The following is a 20,281-nucleotide window of genomic DNA, read 5'->3' on the forward strand; positions in this document are numbered from 1 at the left end:
CGAAAAAGGAGGTACTTCTATGAAACCATTACAAATTTCTCCAGACACTGCAGTCCGCTTATCAAAAGCACTAGGTGTTCCACTTGAACAACTCATGCATATGCCGCAGCACATTTTAATTCAAAAGCTAGTTGAATTAGAAAAACAAAATAAAGACGAAGAATAATACAGTCCTGTTTTGCAGGACTTTTTATTATTTTCTATTATATCATGGATGCCTTTCCTACTAAAATCCTTTAACAGATGTGCTACGATGCAATTTAGCCGTCCCTTCATCATTTAATAATGAATCACACCTTTTCTTTTTTGTTACATGTAATAAAGAAAGCAGACCATTTATTTATAGGTTCCCATTGCGTCCTAAAAACACGATCATAAAAAAACTAGAAGCCCTTTATATTATTTTTTATTGAACGTGCGGAGCATCCCCTGATTCGTACAATTCTTTCGCTTTTTCCTCCCCGAATGTAGTTAAAATATAATGTTGCTCTTCTAACGCATCCATTGCTCTAGTTGCTTTACAAATGCTATCTTCTTGAGCATCCGACAAATAACTGTGATCTTCTACAATTTTACTAAAATCCTTTTGTACCCATCTATTAGCAATTGCTAATAGCTCATTTTTCTTCGCAAAGCTATTCTTATTTATAATTTCTTTTAATTTTTTAGCATTATTTTGAATAATTGGGATAGAGCCCGATTTTCGTCCTGCCACCACTTTTTGATGAGTCATGCGATGCATTGCTGTAATGACTTCTCTTTCAGTAGAATTTTCAGTAACATACACATCAACAAAGACTCCATCTATCTACTATTGTTTGGTCTTCTTTTTTATCTATTTGAGCACTCTCTTCTTTATCTACTGGATTATGGGCAAGTTCTAACATTCCAAATGTAACTGCAATAGCAAGAACTCCCATAGCTGCTACTATTCCTAGCCAAGTTGAAATTTTATTTTTCATTCCCCTTCTCCCTATCTATATCTATTTAATTGCCTTATAAAAAACTCACTTACATGTAATATTACTAAAAGTAGGTTTTATTTTCCATGATATCAAATAGTCTCTTTTTCTCAACAAAATAAAAAGACCAACGAATTATAACATTCATTGGTCTTTCATTAAAAAGTTTATTGATTTTAAAATTACTATTGAGCATAGAGTTCCAGCATGCATCGGTTTTACTAAAACGAAAACCCTTTGGTACTTCTACTCTCAGCTAGCTTTATGTTCAAGTCTCAACTTATCCGCAACCATTGCGATAAACTCAGAGTTCGTAGGTTTTGCTTTTGACATGGATACTGTATAACCAAATAAGGACGATATAGAATCAATATTCCCACGGCTCCACGCTACTTCAATTGCGTGACGAATTGCGCGCTCCACACGGCTCGCTGTCGTATTATATTTCTTTGCGATATCTGGATACAATACTTTCGTAATCGATCCTAATAATTCGATATCGTTGTATACCATGGAAATCGCTTCTCGTAAATACATATATCCTTTAATATGAGCGGGTACACCAATTTCATGAATGATACTCGTAATACTCGCATCTAAGTTTTTCGGTTTTCCATCTACTGTTGTTGCTGATCGGAATGATGGTAGTGGACGTTTAATCATAGCGTTTGCTTTACCACTCACTTGACGAATATGACTTGTTAAATTCTCCATATCAAATGGTTTTAATATGAAATATGAGGCACCTAAGTCAACAGCTTTTTTCGTCACATCTTCTTGCCCGAATGCCGTCAACATAATTACGCTAGGCTGTTTTAACCTTTCAATATGTCGCATTTTTTCCAATACAGCTAAACCGTCTAAGTGTGGCATAATAATGTCTAAAACGAGTACATCAGGTTGCTTATCTGTTAATAAGTTTAAACACTCTTGACCATTATAAGCAGTACCGATTACTTCCATATCATCTTGAGCGGCTACATAGCTCTCTAACATTGATACTAGTTCTTTATTATCATCCACAAGACATACTTTAATTTTCTCCACAGCTTTTCCTCCCTTACCGAATCGATTCTCCGACATGTGTATCCTTCTAGGCTACATGAATTGTTCGACAATTGTGTGAAAATTCCCTTTTAAAGTTTCTTACTTTCCGATAAAATCACAAAAAAATATGTTTATCGTTCATTTATTCCCTTTCGCAACACATTCCATCATAGAAATACAACGAAACGTTCAACCCTTTCCTTTTATTTTACAACAAAAAACACCTCTTGCGGAGCTTTTACAAAATTTCAACGAATTTTTCAACAGAAAAAGCGAGCTAATAATATATATTAGCTCGCTTTTTTCTCTTGATCATAAATATTAATTCCAGCTTGATGTAACATCCATTCAATATGAACACCATATCCTGATGTTGGATCATTTACAAATACATGTGTAACAGCACCAATTACTTTTCCATTTTGTACAATTGGACTTCCACTCATTCCTTGTACGATACCGCCCGTTTTCGCTAATAGACGTTTATCTGTTACTTTTATTACCATACCCTTTGTAGCTGGGAATTTTTGCTGCACTGTACTAACAACTTCAATATCAAACGCCTCTACTTTATCTTGATTAATAACTGTTAATATTTTTGCTGGTCCTTCTTTTACTTGATGAGATAATGCAATAGGCATTGCTTTATCCATTATACCGTTTTTCATATTCGTCTTTAATTTTCCAAAAATACCATATGGACTATTAATTGTAATATCGCCAATCACTTCACGGTCTGGTGAGAATCTTGCTAATTTCTCTCCTGGATTCCCATGACTACCTCTTTCAATCGATGTAACTGTCGAGCGCATAATTTGTCCATCTTCGACTTGAATCGGCTTTTTCGTATCATTATCAGAAATAACATGACCAAGTGCCCCATATTTCATAGAATCTGGATGAACAAATGTCATCGTTCCAATTCCAGCTGCCGAATCACGGATATACAAGCCAATTCGATAAGACGATTCACCGTTGTCTTTTTGTGGAGTTAGCTTCGTACGAATATATTTTCCATCTCTTAACAATACAAGATTAAGCGGTTCACCTGTTTCTCCACTATTATGAATAAACGGTGCTACATCACTCATTCTTTCAATTGTTTTACCATTAATTTCAGTAATCATATCTCCGATTTGTACACCTGCTGTTTCACCAGGAGATATTTTACCTTTTTCAGTTTGAATTAAATGATGGCCTACAACAAGTACACCTTTTGTATTTAATTTCACACCAATTGATTGTCCACCTGGAATCACTTTAAAATCTTTTAACACTTTCACATTTACTTTTTTCACTGGAAAACCAGCAAGCTGAAATACCATATCAGCTTCACCATTTTGATGAGAATTTACCATAAGTCCTTGTTTTTGTTCATTCGAACTCACTGTAAATACATGACGATTTGTGGATGAAGCTTTGAAAACTGGTAATGATGATATTTCTGATTGTTGTCCTTCAAAAACAACAAGTTGTTTCGGTGATGAAATAAACGTTCGAAGCGGTTTAAAACATCCAATAAAAACTAAAGAAACAAGGAGACAAAGACCTATTATTTTTCGAAATTTTTCTAATTTCAACTTGTTCACTCTCCTCGCTCCTACCCCACATTCAGCCTCTTGGCTTCACTTTTTAATCTCTCCTTGCAATGCTTTATTTATAACCGGAAGAATTAAGAAATCTTCATTTGAGAAAAAAAGCTATCCATTACTGGATAGCCTCTGCTGTCTGTTTAAAATGATGCGCTTGCGTAAGTAATTCTTTCGCATGCTCTGTCGTTAAATCTGTAATTTCCACACCAGAAATCATTCGAGCTATTTCTGTTACTTTATCCTCCATAGTTAAAACAGTAACCGAAGTAATTGTCCGATCATTCGCTACTTGTTTTCGAATAAATAAATGCGAATCCGCCATTGAAGCTACTTGAGGTAAGTGCGTAATACAAAGTACTTGCGAGTTTACTGATACTCGATAAATTTTTTCTGCAATAGCCTGTGCGACCCGGCCACTTACACCCGTATCCACTTCATCAAAAATAACAGATGCAACCCCTTGATGCTTAGAAAAAATGCTTTTTAAAGCTAAAATGATACGAGATAACTCTCCTCCAGAAGCAACCTTTGAAAGTGGCTTTAGCGGCTCTCCTGGGTTCGTTGAAATATAAAATTCCACATGATCGTAACCGTCCGCCGTAAGTCTTACCGGTGCACCTTCCACAAGGGGCTCTTCTGCATTTCCTTCTCTCTTCATAATTCTCACTTCAAATTTCGTTTTTTCCATATATAATTCTTTTAATTCCTGATGAATTGCATTTGTAAGATGTTCTGCAAGCTCATGACGCATATTACTTAACAACGTTGCTTCTTTCAGAATAACACTTTCTAATTCCTTCAACTGTTTCTTCGTCGTTTCAATATGAACGTCTTTATTTTCAATCGTAAAAATTTCCTTTTCAATTTTATCAGCATACGCTAAAATCTCTTCTACAGTATTTCCATATTTTCTCTTTAGCATACGAATTTCATTCAAACGTGTTTCGATTTCATCTAAACGATTTGGATCATATTCCATCATATCGAGCTTTTCTCTCAGTTGATAGGCAACCTCTTCTAATAAGTAATAACTATTTGCAATTGAATCATGATTCTCTTGATACACTTCATCTAAATGTGTAATACTTTCCATTTGCCCCATTGCACTTCTTACATTATCTAATCCTTGTCCGTCGGCACTTAACGAACGATATGCATCACCTAACGCTTTATAAATCTTTTCAAAATTAGAAATTTGTAATCGTTCCTCAGTTAATTCATTTTCTTCATCCAGCTTTAAATCCGCCTTGCGAATTTCTTCATGCTGAAACTGAATTAAATCTAAGCGATGTGCCATTTGTTGTTCATTTTCACTTAACGATTTCAATTGTTTTTTTAATTTTTCATAGTCAGCGTATACGTTTTGATATATATCTAATTGTTTAACGATTCGATCCCCATCAAAATGATCAAGCATAAACAGATGTCGTTCTTCATTCATTAAATCTTGCGTTTCATGCTGTCCATGAATATCAACAAGTGTTTTCCCAATTTCTTTTAATATGCTAAGTGTAACAAGCTTCCCATTTACACGACATACACTCTTCCCGTTCGCAGCAATATCACGCTTTAAAATAATCATGCCATCTTCTATTTCTATATCTAACTCTTCTGCCTTTTCAATACATGGATGCTTCTCATCTTCAACATAAAATAACCCTTCAATCTCAGCCTTTTCTGTTCCATATCGAACAAATTCTGCTGACCCACGGCCACCTACAAGTAAACTAATTGCATCAATAATAATCGATTTTCCGGCCCCTGTTTCACCGCTTAAAACCGTTAAACCTTTTTGAAAAGAAATATTTAATGCTTCAATAATAGCAAAGTTTCTAATCGATAATTCCGATAACAATGCCCCATTCACCTCGTTATAAAATAATCCCTTACTAAAGGATTTTCTCAGTTCTTCATTCAAATAATCATGCTATATATTTGTATGTATATACTCTTCTAACCCGCTTCATTGTACCAAACATTTGTTTTACGGGTCAATCCATCTATTTTTTAACTTTATACACACAAAATATTATATTACAATTGAAAATTCATATTTTTAAACAATAAAAATATCTTGTTCACTTTCCACTTTATGATGGAAAGCAAACAAGATTTTTTGTTACAACATATTTAAGAAACGATCAGAGACAACACCTGTATCTTCAGGTGTACGGCAAATAATTAAGCAAGTATCATCACCACAGATGGTTCCGATGATCTCATCCCACTCTAAATGATCAATAAGTGCTCCAAGTGAATGAGCGTTACCAGGCAATGTTTTTAGCACAAGCATATGTCCTGCCGTGTCTAATTTTACAAATGAATCCACTAGATTTCGTTTTAATTTTTGTAACGGGTTAAATCGTTGATCTGCTGGCAAGCTATATTTATAGCGCCCATCATGTAATGGCACCTTCACTAAGTGCAATTCTTTAATATCGCGCGATACTGTTGCTTGCGTTACATTAAATCCCTCATTACGTAAAATATCAACTAATTCATCTTGTGTTTCAATTTCTTTGTTTGCAATAATTTCCCTGATTTTAATATGGCGCTGACCTTTATTCATACATTTGCACCTCACACTATCTCTTACCATAGTTTAAACATTGGTATACTTCACTTATTTATGTTAACTTATAATTCGTTTCTTGTACACAATTGTTTTTGCAATCATTATACAATTACAGCAAAAAGAGGAACAACGTATGTTATTCCCCTTTCCCTTTTTGTTTTAGAACGTCATGCGCTTCTGTAACAACTTGCTCTATAGAAATTGGAGAATGATTTTCGCCATTCTCACGTTCACCATGCCATTTCAGATGAATTAAAAATTCAATATTACCATCCCCACCCGTAATTGGTGAGAATGTTAAACCTTCCACATCATAGCCTTCTTTTAAAGCAAAATCGACAATCATTTCTACAACAGCTTCATGTACTTTTCTATCACGAACGATACCTTTTTTCCCAACTTGCTCTCTTCCAGCTTCAAACTGCGGTTTAATTAACGCTGCTACATCTCCGTTAGGCATAAGCATTGTTTTTAAAACTGGCAGTATAAGCTTTAATGATATAAATGAAACATCAATACTTGCAAATTGCGGTAAACCACGTTCTAAATCTGCTGGTGTCACGTAACGGAAGTTTGTTCGTTCCATTACAACAACACGCTCATCTTGACGTAATTTCCACGCTAGTTGATTGTATCCTACATCTAATGCATAAGATAATTTCGCTCCATTTTGAAGCGCGCAATCTGTAAAGCCACCAGTTGATGAACCAATATCTATCATAACTTTATCTTGTAAATCAAGATGAAATGTCTCTAATGCCTTTTCAAGTTTATAACCACCACGACTTACATACGGCATAACTTGTCCTTTCACCGTAATCTCAGTATCTTGCGAGATTTTCTCTCCTGGCTTATCAAGTCTCATCTCATTTGCATATACGAGTCCGGCCATAATGGCGCGCTTTGCCTTCTCACGCGTTTCTATAAGTCCTCGCTCTACTAATAGTACATCTACTCTTTCTTTTTTTACGCTCATTTGTTACGCCCTTTTTTGTTTTGATGGAATCATTGTATGAATACGGTCTACAACAGCATCTGTCGTTAAACCAATTTCTTCTAATAATTTTGTTACACTTCCGTGCTCTATGAAGCGGTCTGGAATACCCATTCGTTCAACTAATGCACTATGGTAACCATTTTCAGATGCAAATTCAACTACTCCTGTTCCAAAACCACCAATTAAACAAGCTTCTTCAATCGTTAAAATCGGTATATTCTTTCCTAGAAGATCATGTAAATATGCTTCATCCATTGGTTTAATAAAGCGAGCATTCACTACTTTCACTGAAACCCCAGCTTTTTCAAGACACTCAGCTGCTTCCATTGCCATTGGTATTGTCGTACCAAACGTTAAAATAGCTGCTTGTGTACCCTCTTTTAACGTCTCCCACGTACCGATTGGAATCGCCTTTAATTCTTCATCCATATGAACGCCAAGTCCATTACCGCGCGCATAACGCAATGCGATTGGTCCATCTTCATATTGCATCGCCGTATAAACTAAATGTTGCCCTTCATTTTCATCTTTCGGCATCATAAGCACCATATTCGGCAAGTGACGTAAGAATGAGATATCAAATACGCCTTGATGCGTTTCACCATCTGCTCCTACTAATCCCGAGCGATCTATTCCGATGAAAACATTTAAATTTTGGCGGCATATATCATGAACAACTTGGTCATATGCTCTTTGTAAAAATGTCGAATAAATTGCTAAGAATGGCTTCATTCCTTGCGTTGCCATACCTGCTGCCATTGTTGTAGCATGCTGTTCTGCAATACCTACATCAATCATACGATCTGGGAATTCTTTTTGGAATTTCTCAAGTTTTGATCCAACAGGCATTGCAGGTGTAATTGCTACGATACGCTCATCTGCTCTCGCTAGCTTAAGTACTGTTTCACTAACGACAGCACTCCATGCTGGTGCAACTTCTTTCGGCTTAACGAAGTCACCTGATTCAATTTTATAAGGTCCTGTTCCATGCCAAGTACCGATAACGTCACTCTCAGCCGGTTTATAACCTTTTCCTTTTTTCGTAATAACGTGAACGAGTACTGGGCCTTTTGTTTTCTTTGCATATTGCAACGTTTCGAATAACTTTTCATAATCATGCCCATCGACTGGACCTAAATATGTAAAGCCTAACTCTTCGAAAAAGACACCAGATACTAGTAAATATTTAAGACTATCTTTTATTTTCTCTGCTGTCGCAGCCACTTTCCCGCCAACTGCTGGAATTTTCTTTAATATATACTCTAATTCATCTTTTACCCAGTGATATTTTCCTGCAGTACGTAAACGACCGAGTACATTATGAAGCGCACCAACGTTTGGTGCAATTGACATTTCATTATCATTCAAAATAACAATCATGTCTGTTTTTTCATGTCCAATATGGTTCAATGCCTCTAAAGCCATTCCGCCTGTTAAAGCACCATCTCCAATAATTGGTATAACATATTCTTTCGTTTTCTTTAAATCACGTGCCAGAGCCATTCCCATTGCAGCCGATAACGAAGTCGAGCTATGACCAGTTTCCCATACATCGTGCTCACTCTCGCAACGTTTCGGGAAACCACATAGACCTTGATATTGCCTTAATGTACCAAACTCTTTCGCGCGTCCAGTTAAAATTTTATGTACATAGGATTGATGTCCTACATCCCATAAAAATTTATCTTGCGGGCTATCAAATAATTTATGCAGAGCAATTGTGAGTTCTACTACACCTAAATTAGGTGCAATATGTCCACCTGTTTGAGAGAGCTCTTCAATTAAAAACTTACGAATATCCTCACTCAATCCCTCTAGTTCACTGATAGACATATCTTTCAAAAAACTAGGGTTTTGAATTTGCGTTAGATCCACATGGATCACTCACTTTCATTTCATAATCTGTCAACATGTCAAATATTATAAAAAAACATTTACACAAAACAAGAAATTCTCTTTTCTATTTTTCGTCTTGTCCCGCTATTAACCAGTCTATTGCGCCCTAATCCTATTATAAACCATATTTCTTTAGGCGATGAAAAAAATAGCCGCTAACACGAAGTGATAACGGCAATGTAATCTACATATATTTTTGCCAATAACAAGAAAAGAAAAACCTTTTCCTACATTTATATCATAAAATGATGAATGACTCAACAAATGAAAACGCTGTTATATTAGTTATTACGTTTTGCAATCAAATCACAAATAGATAGTAAATATTCATCTTGTAATTGCAAGGAGCTAATCGCACCTTTTGCTTCTGCAATTGTTTCTTCTAAAATATCCTTTGCTCTATCTATAGTAAACAACGTCGTATATGTGCTCTTTTCGTTAGAAAGATCGCTACCAATCGGTTTTCCAATCTCTTCTTCAGTTCCTTCGACATCTAAAATATCATCTCGAATTTGGAAAGCTAGACCGATATATTTAGCAAAAGTAAGCAACTTTTCTTCTTGCTCTTCTGTCGCATCAGAAAGTATCGCACCCGCAAGTACAGCAAATTCAAGCAGTTTTCCGGTCTTATGTTTATGGATGTACTCCAATTCATCAATCGTAAGGCGTTTCCCTTCCGCTTCCATATCTGCCACTTGTCCGCCAACCATTCCTTCTGGTCCTGCTGCTTTTGCAAGTTCAAGTACAAGTCTTACTTTTTTTTCAGCAGAAATTTCTTTTTGCTCATATGCCATAATAACTTGAAAAGCATACGTCAATAAGCCATCTCCTGCTAAAACTGCCATCGCTTCACCAAATACTTTGTGATTTGTGGGCTTTCCTCTTCTTAAATCATCATCATCCATACAAGGTAAATCATCATGAACTAACGAATATGTATGAATCATTTCAAGAGCACAAGCTGCACCTACTCCAAGATTTCTTTCTTTCCCAAACGCTTGTAATGTTGCAAACAAAAGTAACGGGCGGAGACGTTTTCCACCCGCTTCCAAAGAATATGCCATTGCTTCACGAAGTACATTTGGACATTGTAATTCATTTGCATAGCTTACAAGTTTTTCTTCTACGAAAGTTTTACTTTCTTTCAAAAAAGTATCAAAAGCAATCGTCACTATGCTTCATCTCCTAAAGCAGTAAACGGTTCAAGCTCTCCATCTTCCCCAAGAATAACTGCCATTTGTTCTTGTACATTCTTCAGCTTCTCATCACAAAGCTTAGATAATTCCATACCTTCTTTAAAATAAGAAATCGCTTCTTCTAAAGGTACGTCACCTTGTTCTAGCTTAGAAACAAGATGCTCAAGTTGCGAAATTGCCTCTTCAAAGCTTAATTTATTTTCCATTATTCAATTCACGCTCCTCTATGCCTGATACGCTACAATCTAGTATTCCATCTTGTAATTGAACTGAAACAGCATCTCCAAGGCTTACATCTTTCACACTTTTTAACACTTGCTTCTCTTCATCATATACAAGCCCGTACCCTCTCATCATTACTTTAAGCGGACTTAACGCTTCAAGTTTTTGAGCAGCTCTTACAAAGGCAAATTCTTTCGTTTGAAGTAACGTTTGCATTTCACGTTGTAATTGCTTTTGCAACGTTTCAACAGCTACCTTTGTTTGCATAATTTTTTGAGATGGGTGGTGCTTCTCTAAATAAAATGAAAGTTGCTTTAACTGATTCACCTTTTTATCAATATAGCGCTCTTTCGCTAAAACAAGCTGTTCTAGCGCTCTATCTAATTGCTCTTCCTTTTGCTCATATACTTGTCTTGGATAACGGAACGCATACGATTTTTGCAACACTTGTAGTTTTTCTTCTTTTTTATGTACTAACTCTCTCATCGCTCTTTGCAATCTCAGAGTTCTTTGTAATACCTTTTCTTGTAACTCTATAATGTTAGGTGCTGCCAGCTCAGCTGCTGCAGTCGGTGTTGGCGCGCGTAAATCTGCAACAAAATCTGCGATTGTAAAATCCGTTTCATGGCCTACTGCCGAAATAATAGGAATTTCACTCTTAAAGATTGCTCTTGCAACCATTTCCTCATTGAAAGCCCATAATTCCTCAATAGAACCTCCACCACGGCCAACGATTAGTACATCTATCTCTCCCATTTCATTCGCTGTACGAATCGCTTGTACAATCGAGGGAGCCGCTGACTCCCCTTGTACAAGTACCGGAAATACAATAACATTCCCAATTGGATAACGACGTTTAATCGTTGTTATAATATCACGAATCGCTGCTCCTGTTGGCGACGTAATCACACCTATTGTTTTAGCGTAAGGAGGAATTGCTTTTTTATAAACTTGAGAAAAAAGTCCTTCTTCTTCTAAACGAACTTTTAACTGTTCGTACGCTAAATGTAAATTTCCGACTCCGTCAGGCTGCATGTCTTGAATATAAATTTGATAAGAACCACTCGCCTCGTAAACAGAGATTTTCCCTTTCACGAGTACCTTCATCCCATTTTCAGGTTTGAATTTAATATTACGATTATGACCCGCAAACATAACCGCTGCGATTCTTGCATTTTCATCTTTCAATGTAAAATACATGTGGCCACGGCTATGATTTTTAAAGTTGGAAACTTCACCTTTTAACCAAACAGACTGCAAATGCGGATCATATTCTATTTTTGTTTTTATATAGCGTGTTAACGCTGTAACGGTTAAATATTGCTTCTCCATTTCTCTCTCCTCATAGCCGATTCAAATTATTTACAAACGACACCTGCACGTTTGGCAGATTCAACAGTATTATGAAGAAGCATTGTGATTGTCATTGGACCAACACCCTTTGGTACAGGTGTAATGTAACCCGCAACATCTAACACGTTGTCAAAGTCAACATCACCACAAAGTTTTCCTGTTTCTAAACGGTTAACACCAACATCAATTACAACCGCTCCTTCTTTCATATAATCAGCTGTTATCATTTTAGGTCGTCCAACAGCTACGATTAAAATATCAGCTAACTTCGATAACTCTTTCATATTTTGCGTCTTAGAATGACAATATGTGACAGTTGCATTTTCATTTAAAAACAATTGCCCCACTGGTTTACCGACAATATTACTTCTTCCAATTACTACTACATGTTTCCCAGAAATATCAAGATTTGTTTCTTTTACTAATTCTACAATACCATGCGGTGTACATGGAAGGAATGTATCTTGTCCCGTCATCATGCGTCCCACGCTGATTGGGTGAAATCCGTCTACATCCTTTTCTGGTGAAATTCTTTCAATGATAGCTTTTTCTTCAATATGTTTTGGTAAAGGTAATTGCACTAATATACCATTAATACGGTCATCGCCATTTAAGCGATCGATTTCAGCAAGCAAACGTTCCTCAGTAATTGTTTCAGGAAGTTCAATTAGCTCTGAGTAAATTCCTACTTGTTCACAGCCTTTTTCTTTTCCTTTCACATAAGAACGAGATGCTGGATCTTCTCCAACTAAAATAACTGCTAATCCTGGTACAATACCTTGCTCTTTCAACTTCACAACTTCTTCTGTTAATTGTGCTCGTTTTTTCTCCGCAACTTCATTTCCTTTGATGATTACTGCTACCATTTTAAGATTCCCCCTTAAAGAATTTACAGTGTATCTTTTATATTAGATAAAACGCCGTTAATAAAACGACGAGATTCCTCATCCCCAAATGTTTTTGCAATTTCAATTGCTTCGTTAATTGTTACGTTATGTGGAATTTCTTCCATGTACTTCATTTCATACACAGCTACACGTAAAATACTGCGATCAACAATACTAATACGCTCAAGCTTCCACTTTTTTAAGTTTTGACGAATCGCTTCATCGATTGCTTCTTTATTTTCTACAAAACCTACTACAAGTGACTCTAGAAACTCATTTGTTTCTTCGCCTTCATCTAGCGTGTTTTCCACTGCTACTTTCGGTTCTAATTCACCTGTAATATCCATTTGGTATAATGCTTGCATTGCTCTTTCTCTAGCCGTCCTACGTTTCATTGTAACTCTCCTTTATGCTTCAAGTCTTTCCTTATACTTTGTTATATTATTATAATTTATAAGCCGTCAATTCACTTACTCTTACAGTTTTCATTGATTTTCCAACCTTATAATACAATGATAATAACACAATTTATCGTTTCACACACGGGTTACAAGGCTGAAAAATAATAAAAAGATTAACTTCAAGTTCCATATCTTATCACAATGTACGTTTTTTGGAAAAACGACACATTTTCTTGTTTATTTCTTATTTTTTGAAATAGTATAATAATTAGAGGGTTGTAATTTGTGAAGAAATGAAACGATAAAAAAGATGCCTATGTTACTAGGCACCTTTTCATTCTTACACTGGTTCGATTTCTGTTTTTTGTGTTTCGAATGTTACGCCAACGATGTGAACATTCACTTCTTTTGGCTCAAGTCCTGTCATTGTAAAGAGTGCTTGGCGAATATTGTCTTGAATCTTTTGTGCAACAACTGGAATTGCTACACCAAAATACATTACAACATAAAGGTCAACGATAATATCTTCGTTTGCTAATTCAACCTTTACACCTTTACCATGATTTTTCTTACCTAACTTCTCAACAACATCTGTAGCAAAATTACCGCGCATTGCCGCTACACCTTCTACTTCAGCAGCTGCAATACCTGCAATTACTTCAATTACTTCTGGTGCAATTTCTACTTTACCAAGAGTTGTATCTTGACCCATATCTAACATATGTTCAGCCATGAAAAAAACCTCCTTTAATGTATCACTGCGTCACAAGTTCATGCTCTTCCAAAAACTTCGTATTAAACTCACCTTTTACAAAATCAGGATGATCTAACAATTGCAAATGGAACGGGATTGTTGTATGTACGCCTTCAATGACAAATTCACTAAGTGCGCGCTTCATTTTTGCAATTGCCTCTTCACGTGTTTTTCCGTGAACAATTAATTTAGCAACCATCGAATCATAGAAAGGTGGGATTGAATATCCCGGATATACAGCTGAATCGACGCGAATACCAAATCCTCCTGGTGGTAAGTACATTTCTACTTTACCTGGAGATGGCATAAATTTTTTGGCAGGGTTTTCCGCATTAATTCGACATTCAATTGCCCAACCATTAAATTGTACTTCTTCTTGCTGTAACGATAACTTTTCTCCTGAAGCAACAAGAATTTGCTCTTTAATTAAGTCCATTCCCGTTACCATTTCAGTAACCGGATGCTCAACCTGAATTCTCGTATTCATCTCCATGAAATAAAAGGTTTTCGTTTTATATTCATAAATAAACTCAACCGTACCAGCACCTGTATAATCAACCGCTACCGCCGCTTTAACTGCCGCTTCACCCATCTGCTTGCGAATATCTTCATCAAGTGCAGGTGATGGACTTTCTTCTAATAGTTTTTGCAAACGGCGCTGAATTGTACAATCACGCTCTCCTAAATGAATGGCATTTCCGTGTGTATCTGCCATTATTTGAATCTCAACATGGCGGAAATCTTCAACGTACTTTTCTAAGTATACACCAGGGTTCCCAAAAGCGGTACTAGCTTCTTGCTGTGTAATTTGAATTCCTTTTATAAGCTCTTCTTCATGGCGTGCAACACGAATACCTTTTCCGCCGCCACCTGCAGTCGCTTTAATAATAACTGGATATCCAATTTGATTAGCAAGCTCGATCGCTTCTTCGGTATTTTTAATAATCCCTTGTGAACCTGGTACAATCGGAACCCCTGCTTCTTTCATTGTATCACGAGCAACGTCTTTTGTGCCCATCTTTGAAATAGCTTCTGGACTTGGACCGATAAAAATCAAGTTACATTCACGGCATAACTCTGCGAAATCTGCATTCTCTGCTAAAAATCCGTATCCCGGATGAATAGCATCGCAGCCTGTTAACTTCGCAACGCTAATAATGTTTGTCAAATTTAAATAGCTTTCTTTCGAAATCGTTGGTCCTACACAATACGCCTCGTCTGCAATCTGTACGTGAAGTGACTCTTTATCTGCTTCTGAATAAATTGCAACTGTTTCAATATCCATTTCTTTACAAGCACGAATAATTCGTACAGCAATTTCCCCACGATTGGCTATTAATACTTTTTTTATCATCACAAAGACTCCCTTATTACGCTTTTACAAGAAATAGCGGTTGTCCATACTCAACAAGCTGTCCGTTATTAACAAGAATTTCAACAATTTCGCCCTCTACATCAGCATCAATTTCGTTAAATAACTTCATAGCCTCGACAATACATACGATAGAATCTTTCGATACTCTATCCCCAACACTTACATATGGAGGTGTATCAGGCGAAGAAGAAGAATAGAATGTACCTACCATCGGTGATGTGATTTTATGTAGGTTTTCATTTTGAACAGCCTTCTTCTCTTCTTGTTTTGGTGCTTCTGCTTGCGCTGCTGCTACTTTCGTTTCAACTTCAACAGGCGCTACTGGTTGCATAGCTTGTTTTGCTGCAGGTGCTTGCACAGCAACAACTTCATTACCACGCTTTTTCATTTTGATTGTTGTACCGTCTTTTTTGTATTCAAATTCATCAATATTAGAGCTATCAATTAATTTAATTAATTCGCGAACTTCTTGAATTTTAAACATGTAAAATCCACTCCCATACTCTTGTTTGTCCCGTTTTTACAGATTCTCGTCACGAAAACTAGATTGACTGTAAAAATACGATGTATTCTATTAGAAAATATATTTCATTAACTAATAGAAATATTTACTATTTCCATCTTACGATAAATTTTTTAAACATTCCAATTTATATTTCTTTATAATAAATCGAAACTCCTGTAAAAATATTATTCCAACAAAAATTTAATACCTAGTAATAATACCAAGTTTCACATGAAATTGGCAAGACCACTTCTTAAAAAACATTCACTACTTTTTCAAAACGTTACACAGCAAACATGCCATTCCCTCTCCACTCTTCACCACATCTATAGTCAATAATATATTTTTACCAAATATTATTTTTTTGTTTACACGCCGTTCATCATTCCTTCATATAAGAATAGTATGTTCAAGGTGTAGAAAATATATTGTGTCGAGGTGTGGAAATATGATATGGCTCATTCTCTTTTTACCTGCCGTAATCGTTTGGGCATGCGTTCTTTTCATCCACGTCAAATCCGGAAAAAGTAATCATCAGTACCATGAACCATTAATCTTTTACTCACAACGTGTTTCTCCATTCCGAGTTGAACATAATAAAAATAAATACAAAGACGAAATAGAAAAAAGCTATCGAAAATGATAGCTTTTTTCTATTCACACGCTTACTTACATACTCTATTTTACTATTTGCATACCTTTTGCTTAGTAAAAGATAATAATCCGCAGGGAAATCCCTACGGATTAAAGTTTCACTTATTTCGCTGGTGGATCAAATTTCACACCTACATCTTTTGATCCACCTTCACTTCTTACAAGTTGAATAATTTTATTTGCTTCTTTCTGTGAATGTTTTGCCGCTTTAACCGTTACTCTAATATCAGTACCATCAGCTCTTACAAGAGCATCTGGATATCCTCCTTGAGATTTAATTACTGTCTCAAGTAATTCTTGCTTCGTTTCCATTGTAGTGATTGCATCAAAGTTATCTTTCGCTTTACTCTTTTCTGTCGCTGAAGATTTCGAAGAATTCATCACTTCTTGTAATTTTGCTTTCTCTTCACTACGCTGATCTTCCATTTGCATACGTAAAGCTGTGAAATTCTCATCACTTGATTGAACTGATACATTACCCTCTTTTTTACTTGTTTCTTTTTTTGCATTTTCTTTTTTGTCTGTTTCTTTATTTGTTGTTTCCTTGCTTGTATTTTCTTTTTTCGGAGTTTCTTTAGGCGCTTCGTTTGTTACCGCTTTATCAGTACCTTGTTTTTCTTGTCCAATCTTTTCACCTGTTGCTGGCGATGCTGTATTCATTTTGTCAGGAGTTGTCACGTAATACACAGATAGTACAACAACTAAACTTAACATCGTTAATAGCCAAACTGTTTGTTTTTTTAACACTTTATTTCCTCCCTATCAATTTTTCGGTGAAACTGAAACGCGATGGGCCGGTACATCTAGCAGCCTTATCACAGCTTCTTTTACCATTGCTTTAACTTGTATATTATCCACTCCCTTTGCTACGACAAGAACACCACGTACTTTCGGCTTCTCTGTTCGTAAAACAACAGGAGTTTCTTTATCCCCTTCACGTATAATGACAGTCTTTTCATCAAGAGACTCGTCCTCTACTTCTCTCTTACCGCCTGTTTTATCTGTTTCACCTGTTGTTTGTGAGCGTTTCACTGTATTTTTTTCTAAAATTTTTTCTTCAGATGAATCTAAATTCACTTTAATCGTTACGTCTTTTACTCCTGCTATTTCTTCTAAAGCAGTTTTTAATTCTTGTTCATACGCTTTTTCATATTTTTCTACATTTGACATACTATCATTACTTTTTTGTACGAAAGTTGGTACGTCTTTTTCTTGGTTTTGAGTTTTTTGTTCTTTAAATACAGGTACTTCTTCTTTTTTACTTGAAAAGAGACTACTAGAAAACATAAGCAAAATTCCAAGTATGAGTAGGACAAGTAAAAACTTAGGTGTTACCTTTTTACCCTTCTCGTTGCTTTCTTTTTGATCCCCATTCAATAAGTTTCGAAAAAATGAGAACTTCGAATTTTTATCTTTATTGTCCATTTACTCTACCTGTCCTCCCTTCCATTTGAACTTGGATTTGTTTACTCTCTAGTTGCCACCTGCTTGAAAAGAAATCTTTCATTTCTCCATTCGTTTCTTCCACTTTTTTTGGAGGCTCTTTCGTGTTAATTTCAATTGGCTTTACTGTTTCAATTGCATCATTTTTACTACGTTCTTTTTCTTTCAACGTCACAACAACAGATTGAATATCTTTCGCTGACTTTACTTCTTCTGTATTTTCTGCTGCGACTATTTGTATTTCGGAGACAGTCATACCATACTTTTTCTCAAACTCTTTTCCTACTTCTTTTTTCATTTTGGTAGCCATCTCTTCTAAACTATATGCACGTGTTAGAGCTTGTATTTCTTTTTTCTTCGAATCTATTGAATTTTTTACAGATCCTTCTGCTACGTACTTTTCTTCATTAAAATTTGCAATTACTTCATTTATATCTGTCTGCAATAGTTTAAAAAGAGGCGTTAAAATTAATACGACTAACAAAAGACTTACAACGAATTTAACGTATTTTTGCAAATTCGAATTTGGAAGAATAAGATGAAGCATTGTTGCTAAGAGCAAAAAAACGATAATATTTCTGATCCACTCTGTAACAAATTGCATACTCTTCACCTCCTATCGCATCATAAGTGTAATATTCCCCGCAGCAATAATAATTGTAATACTTAAAAAGAACATAAATGATACGATAGCTAAGCAAGCAAATACGTAAATGATGCTTCGTCCAATAATGTCTAAACATTGAATAATTGCTCCGCCGCCAACCGGTTGCAATACTGCTGCTGCAAATTTATAAATAAATGCAATACAGAAAATTTGAATCGCAGGAAAAGCAACAATTAAGCATAAAATGACGAGCCCAATAATTCCGACTGTGTTTTTCAATAATCCTGATGCGCTAATAACAGTATCTGCCGCTTCGGTAAACATCCTTCCAACTACTGGAATGAAGTTTCCTGTTACAAATTTAGCAGTTTTCACAGCTATTCCATCAGCAACGGCTGTCGCTGTTCCTTGTACAGATAATACTCCTAAAAAAATCGTTAAGAAGATACCGATAATCCCAACGCTAACGTTTTGCAGAAGCTTGGACAATTTCGTAACTTTATATTGATCACTCATTGTACTTACAATACTTAATATCGTTGCCAGTAATAAAAGCGGTAGAACGATATAATTCATAAGAAGCCCGCTTGTATTCATTAAGAAAATGATAATCGGATGAAAGAAAGATACAGATACAACCCCGCCACCAGTCGCTATAAGCGCCAATAAAATTGGCAATAGCGCTAATATGAAATCTACCATTGTTTGTATCGTTTCTCTTGCATATGTCATAACGACATAAAAACTATTCAAAGCAAAAATAATAAGTACCATATATACAACAGCATCAGCAATTTTACTTACACTACTTTTTGAAAAAGCAGATTGTAGTGATTGCAACAATGCACTAAAGATTGTGAGCATAATGAGTGTGCCAAGCAGTTTTCCATTAGCTGCAAGCTCATGAAATAAATATTTTAATAACCCTATCATCCACTCTTTTAGAGAGAATTCTTTTTCTCCCTTTACAAACTCCATAAAACTCCCTTTTTGACTCTCTGGCAAATAGCCTCCATATTTTGTAACAAGCCCGTCCCAAAATTGCTTCACATCTTCAATTCCGAGCTTATCCAATTGTTGATCAACGACGTTTGTTTCTACAGGAGAAGCTTGTACAACAACCGGTAAAGAAAAGAAAAGGAAGCAAGCAAATAGCAGCTTAGCTCCAAACCTCCTCAACATTCACTCCCCCTTATCCCGTCGGTAAAAATCCGAGAATAGTTTCAATTACAACCGTCAAAATAGGAATTGCCATAACGAGAATTAAGATTTTCCCAGCAAGTTCAATTTTCGAAGCGATGGCACCTTGACCAGCATCTTTTGTGATTTGAGCTCCAAACTCAGCAATATAAGCAATTCCAATAATCTTTAGTAACGTTTCCACGTAGACATTACTAACTTTCGCTTCACTCGCTACTCTCTCAATCATTTGTAAAATAGAATGAATTTGATCGATTAAAATAAGAAACATCACACTGCCTACGAACACAATAAATAAAGATGTAATACTAGATTTATGCTGGTTCAAAACAGCAGCTAAAAACGTAGCAACGAGGCCTAATCCGACAATTTGTATAATTTCGATTCGAACCGCCTCCTTTACTGGAAGAGAAAGACACTTTTAATCTTGTCGAATAGCGTATTAATTAAAAATGCAACATGAAATAAAATGACGACAAAACCGACAAGGATAACCCAATTTGCAATATCCTCACGCTTCAATTCTTTTAGTACAGTATGAATGAAAGCTAAAACAATGCCGATTCCGGCGATTTGAAATATTAATCCAACATCAATGGACATCGCCTTTCTCCC

Annotated in this window: 22 protein-coding genes and 1 pseudogene; 2 read left to right on the forward strand and 21 right to left on the reverse strand. The window is 35.9% G+C overall.

The window, feature by feature from the left end:
- Positions 1–19 precede the first annotated feature (19 nt).
- Complete coding sequence (locus AXW78_RS19865) at positions 20–166, forward strand: YycC family protein (protein WP_000803575.1); 147 nt, start codon at positions 20–22, stop codon at positions 164–166.
- Positions 167–406: 240 nt separating this feature from the next.
- Here AXW78_RS19865 and AXW78_RS19870 read toward each other — a convergent pair.
- The 15 genes and pseudogenes from AXW78_RS19870 to accB all read right to left on the reverse strand — a co-directional run bounded on the left by AXW78_RS19870 (position 407) and on the right by accB (position 15,741).
- A pseudogene (locus AXW78_RS19870) lies at positions 407–962 on the reverse strand (PRK06770 family protein).
- 252 nt (positions 963–1,214) lie between these two features.
- Positions 1,215–2,009, reverse strand: a complete 795-nt coding sequence (gene spo0A, locus AXW78_RS19875) for a sporulation transcription factor Spo0A (RefSeq protein WP_011110369.1) — start codon at positions 2,007–2,009, stop codon at positions 1,215–1,217.
- A gap of 290 nt (positions 2,010–2,299) precedes the next feature.
- A complete protein-coding gene (gene spoIVB / locus AXW78_RS19880) occupies positions 2,300–3,598 on the reverse strand; it encodes a SpoIVB peptidase (RefSeq protein WP_002164177.1) in 1,299 nt (432 codons plus the stop codon).
- Between the two features lie 118 nt (positions 3,599–3,716).
- On the reverse strand, positions 3,717–5,456 hold the full coding sequence (gene recN, locus AXW78_RS19885) for a DNA repair protein RecN (RefSeq protein ID WP_000947761.1): 1,740 nt from the start codon (positions 5,454–5,456) through the stop codon (positions 3,717–3,719).
- A gap of 264 nt (positions 5,457–5,720) precedes the next feature.
- On the reverse strand, positions 5,721–6,170 hold the full coding sequence (gene argR / locus AXW78_RS19890; protein ID WP_001032581.1) for an arginine repressor ArgR: 450 nt from the start codon (positions 6,168–6,170) through the stop codon (positions 5,721–5,723).
- Between the two features lie 142 nt (positions 6,171–6,312).
- Positions 6,313–7,152 carry a TlyA family RNA methyltransferase gene (locus tag AXW78_RS19895; RefSeq protein WP_000111872.1) on the reverse strand — a complete coding sequence of 280 codons (840 nt, stop codon included), beginning with the start codon at positions 7,150–7,152 and terminating at the stop codon, positions 6,313–6,315.
- Positions 7,153–7,155: 3 nt separating this feature from the next.
- The gene (dxs, locus tag AXW78_RS19900) at positions 7,156–9,048 is read right to left on the reverse strand and encodes a 1-deoxy-D-xylulose-5-phosphate synthase (RefSeq protein WP_061884562.1); all 1,893 of its coding nucleotides are present in this window, start codon (positions 9,046–9,048) and stop codon (positions 7,156–7,158) included.
- 302 nt (positions 9,049–9,350) lie between these two features.
- On the reverse strand, positions 9,351–10,241 hold the full coding sequence (gene ispA, locus AXW78_RS19905; protein WP_000150373.1) for a (2E,6E)-farnesyl diphosphate synthase: 891 nt from the start codon (positions 10,239–10,241) through the stop codon (positions 9,351–9,353).
- Positions 10,241–10,471 (reverse strand): exodeoxyribonuclease VII small subunit, encoded by a 231-nt coding sequence (xseB, locus tag AXW78_RS19910; protein ID WP_000428423.1) that lies wholly within the window; start codon positions 10,469–10,471, stop codon positions 10,241–10,243. Before xseB ends, ispA begins: the two co-directional genes overlap by 1 nt.
- Positions 10,461–11,819, reverse strand: a complete 1,359-nt coding sequence (gene xseA / locus AXW78_RS19915; protein WP_061884563.1) for an exodeoxyribonuclease VII large subunit — start codon at positions 11,817–11,819, stop codon at positions 10,461–10,463. Before xseA ends, xseB begins: the two co-directional genes overlap by 11 nt.
- 26 nt (positions 11,820–11,845) lie before the next feature.
- Positions 11,846–12,706 (reverse strand): bifunctional methylenetetrahydrofolate dehydrogenase/methenyltetrahydrofolate cyclohydrolase FolD, encoded by an 861-nt coding sequence (folD, locus tag AXW78_RS19920; protein WP_000226734.1) that lies wholly within the window; start codon positions 12,704–12,706, stop codon positions 11,846–11,848.
- Positions 12,707–12,729: 23 nt separating this feature from the next.
- Positions 12,730–13,122, reverse strand: coding sequence for a N utilization substance protein NusB (gene nusB, locus AXW78_RS19925; protein WP_000830247.1), 393 nt, complete (start codon positions 13,120–13,122; stop codon positions 12,730–12,732).
- Positions 13,123–13,468: 346 nt separating this feature from the next.
- Entirely contained in the window at positions 13,469–13,861 is a 393-nt protein-coding gene (locus tag AXW78_RS19930) for an Asp23/Gls24 family envelope stress response protein (RefSeq protein ID WP_000807630.1), read from the reverse strand.
- 22 nt (positions 13,862–13,883) lie between these two features.
- A complete protein-coding gene (gene accC / locus AXW78_RS19935; RefSeq protein ID WP_000592870.1) occupies positions 13,884–15,236 on the reverse strand; it encodes an acetyl-CoA carboxylase biotin carboxylase subunit in 1,353 nt (450 codons plus the stop codon).
- Positions 15,237–15,252: 16 nt separating this feature from the next.
- On the reverse strand, positions 15,253–15,741 hold the full coding sequence (gene accB / locus AXW78_RS19940; RefSeq protein ID WP_000472859.1) for an acetyl-CoA carboxylase biotin carboxyl carrier protein: 489 nt from the start codon (positions 15,739–15,741) through the stop codon (positions 15,253–15,255).
- A gap of 469 nt (positions 15,742–16,210) precedes the next feature.
- On the opposite strand from accB, the gene AXW78_RS19945 reads away from it, so the two are divergent.
- Positions 16,211–16,405, forward strand: coding sequence for a hypothetical protein (locus AXW78_RS19945; RefSeq protein ID WP_000638001.1), 195 nt, complete (start codon positions 16,211–16,213; stop codon positions 16,403–16,405).
- Positions 16,406–16,518: 113 nt separating this feature from the next.
- Here AXW78_RS19945 and AXW78_RS19950 read toward each other — a convergent pair whose 3' ends face one another.
- The 6 genes from AXW78_RS19950 to spoIIIAC are packed head-to-tail and all read right to left on the reverse strand — an operon-like array spanning position 16,519 to position 20,269.
- On the reverse strand, positions 16,519–17,163 hold the full coding sequence (locus tag AXW78_RS19950; RefSeq protein ID WP_000914709.1) for a SpoIIIAH-like family protein: 645 nt from the start codon (positions 17,161–17,163) through the stop codon (positions 16,519–16,521).
- A gap of 15 nt (positions 17,164–17,178) precedes the next feature.
- Complete coding sequence (gene spoIIIAG / locus AXW78_RS19955) at positions 17,179–17,841, reverse strand: stage III sporulation protein AG (RefSeq protein WP_061884564.1); 663 nt, start codon at positions 17,839–17,841, stop codon at positions 17,179–17,181.
- The gene (gene spoIIIAF / locus AXW78_RS19960; RefSeq protein ID WP_001161027.1) at positions 17,831–18,463 is read right to left on the reverse strand and encodes a stage III sporulation protein AF; all 633 of its coding nucleotides are present in this window, start codon (positions 18,461–18,463) and stop codon (positions 17,831–17,833) included. Before spoIIIAF ends, spoIIIAG begins: the two co-directional genes overlap by 11 nt.
- Before the next feature lie 12 nt (positions 18,464–18,475).
- A complete protein-coding gene (gene spoIIIAE / locus AXW78_RS19965) occupies positions 18,476–19,648 on the reverse strand; it encodes a stage III sporulation protein AE (protein WP_000946110.1) in 1,173 nt (390 codons plus the stop codon).
- 10 nt (positions 19,649–19,658) lie between these two features.
- A complete protein-coding gene (gene spoIIIAD, locus AXW78_RS19970; protein WP_077393170.1) occupies positions 19,659–20,042 on the reverse strand; it encodes a stage III sporulation protein AD in 384 nt (127 codons plus the stop codon).
- A 23-nt stretch (positions 20,043–20,065) separates the two neighbouring features.
- Positions 20,066–20,269, reverse strand: coding sequence for a stage III sporulation protein AC (spoIIIAC, locus tag AXW78_RS19975; RefSeq protein ID WP_000020914.1), 204 nt, complete (start codon positions 20,267–20,269; stop codon positions 20,066–20,068).
- Positions 20,270–20,281: the final 12 nt, after the last annotated feature.

Origin of the sequence: Bacillus thuringiensis (genome assembly GCF_001595725.1) — a bacterium.
Taxonomy (GTDB): Bacteria; Bacillota; Bacilli; order Bacillales; family Bacillaceae_G; genus Bacillus_A; species Bacillus_A thuringiensis_K.

Bases quoted from the DNA above. Each gene is read 5' to 3' on its own strand.
- AXW78_RS19865 (WP_000803575.1), top strand. From the start codon at position 20: ATGAAACCATTACAAATTTCTCCAGACACTGCAGTCCGCTTATCAAAA.
- argR (WP_001032581.1), bottom strand. From the start codon at position 6,170: ATGAATAAAGGTCAGCGCCATATTAAAATCAGGGAAATTATTGCAAAC.
- AXW78_RS19895 (WP_000111872.1), bottom strand. From the start codon at position 7,152: ATGAGCGTAAAAAAAGAAAGAGTAGATGTACTATTAGTAGAGCGAGGA.
- xseB (WP_000428423.1), bottom strand. From the start codon at position 10,471: ATGGAAAATAAATTAAGCTTTGAAGAGGCAATTTCGCAACTTGAGCAT.
- xseA (WP_061884563.1), bottom strand. From the start codon at position 11,819: ATGGAGAAGCAATATTTAACCGTTACAGCGTTAACACGCTATATAAAA.
- folD (WP_000226734.1), bottom strand. From the start codon at position 12,706: ATGGTAGCAGTAATCATCAAAGGAAATGAAGTTGCGGAGAAAAAACGA.
- nusB (WP_000830247.1), bottom strand. From the start codon at position 13,122: ATGAAACGTAGGACGGCTAGAGAAAGAGCAATGCAAGCATTATACCAA.
- AXW78_RS19930 (WP_000807630.1), bottom strand. From the start codon at position 13,861: ATGGCTGAACATATGTTAGATATGGGTCAAGATACAACTCTTGGTAAA.
- accC (WP_000592870.1), bottom strand. From the start codon at position 15,236: ATGATAAAAAAAGTATTAATAGCCAATCGTGGGGAAATTGCTGTACGA.
- accB (WP_000472859.1), bottom strand. From the start codon at position 15,741: ATGTTTAAAATTCAAGAAGTTCGCGAATTAATTAAATTAATTGATAGC.
- AXW78_RS19945 (WP_000638001.1), top strand. From the start codon at position 16,211: ATGATATGGCTCATTCTCTTTTTACCTGCCGTAATCGTTTGGGCATGC.
- spoIIIAG (WP_061884564.1), bottom strand. From the start codon at position 17,841: ATGGACAATAAAGATAAAAATTCGAAGTTCTCATTTTTTCGAAACTTA.
- spoIIIAF (WP_001161027.1), bottom strand. From the start codon at position 18,463: ATGCAATTTGTTACAGAGTGGATCAGAAATATTATCGTTTTTTTGCTC.
- spoIIIAE (WP_000946110.1), bottom strand. From the start codon at position 19,648: ATGTTGAGGAGGTTTGGAGCTAAGCTGCTATTTGCTTGCTTCCTTTTC.
- spoIIIAC (WP_000020914.1), bottom strand. From the start codon at position 20,269: ATGTCCATTGATGTTGGATTAATATTTCAAATCGCCGGAATCGGCATT.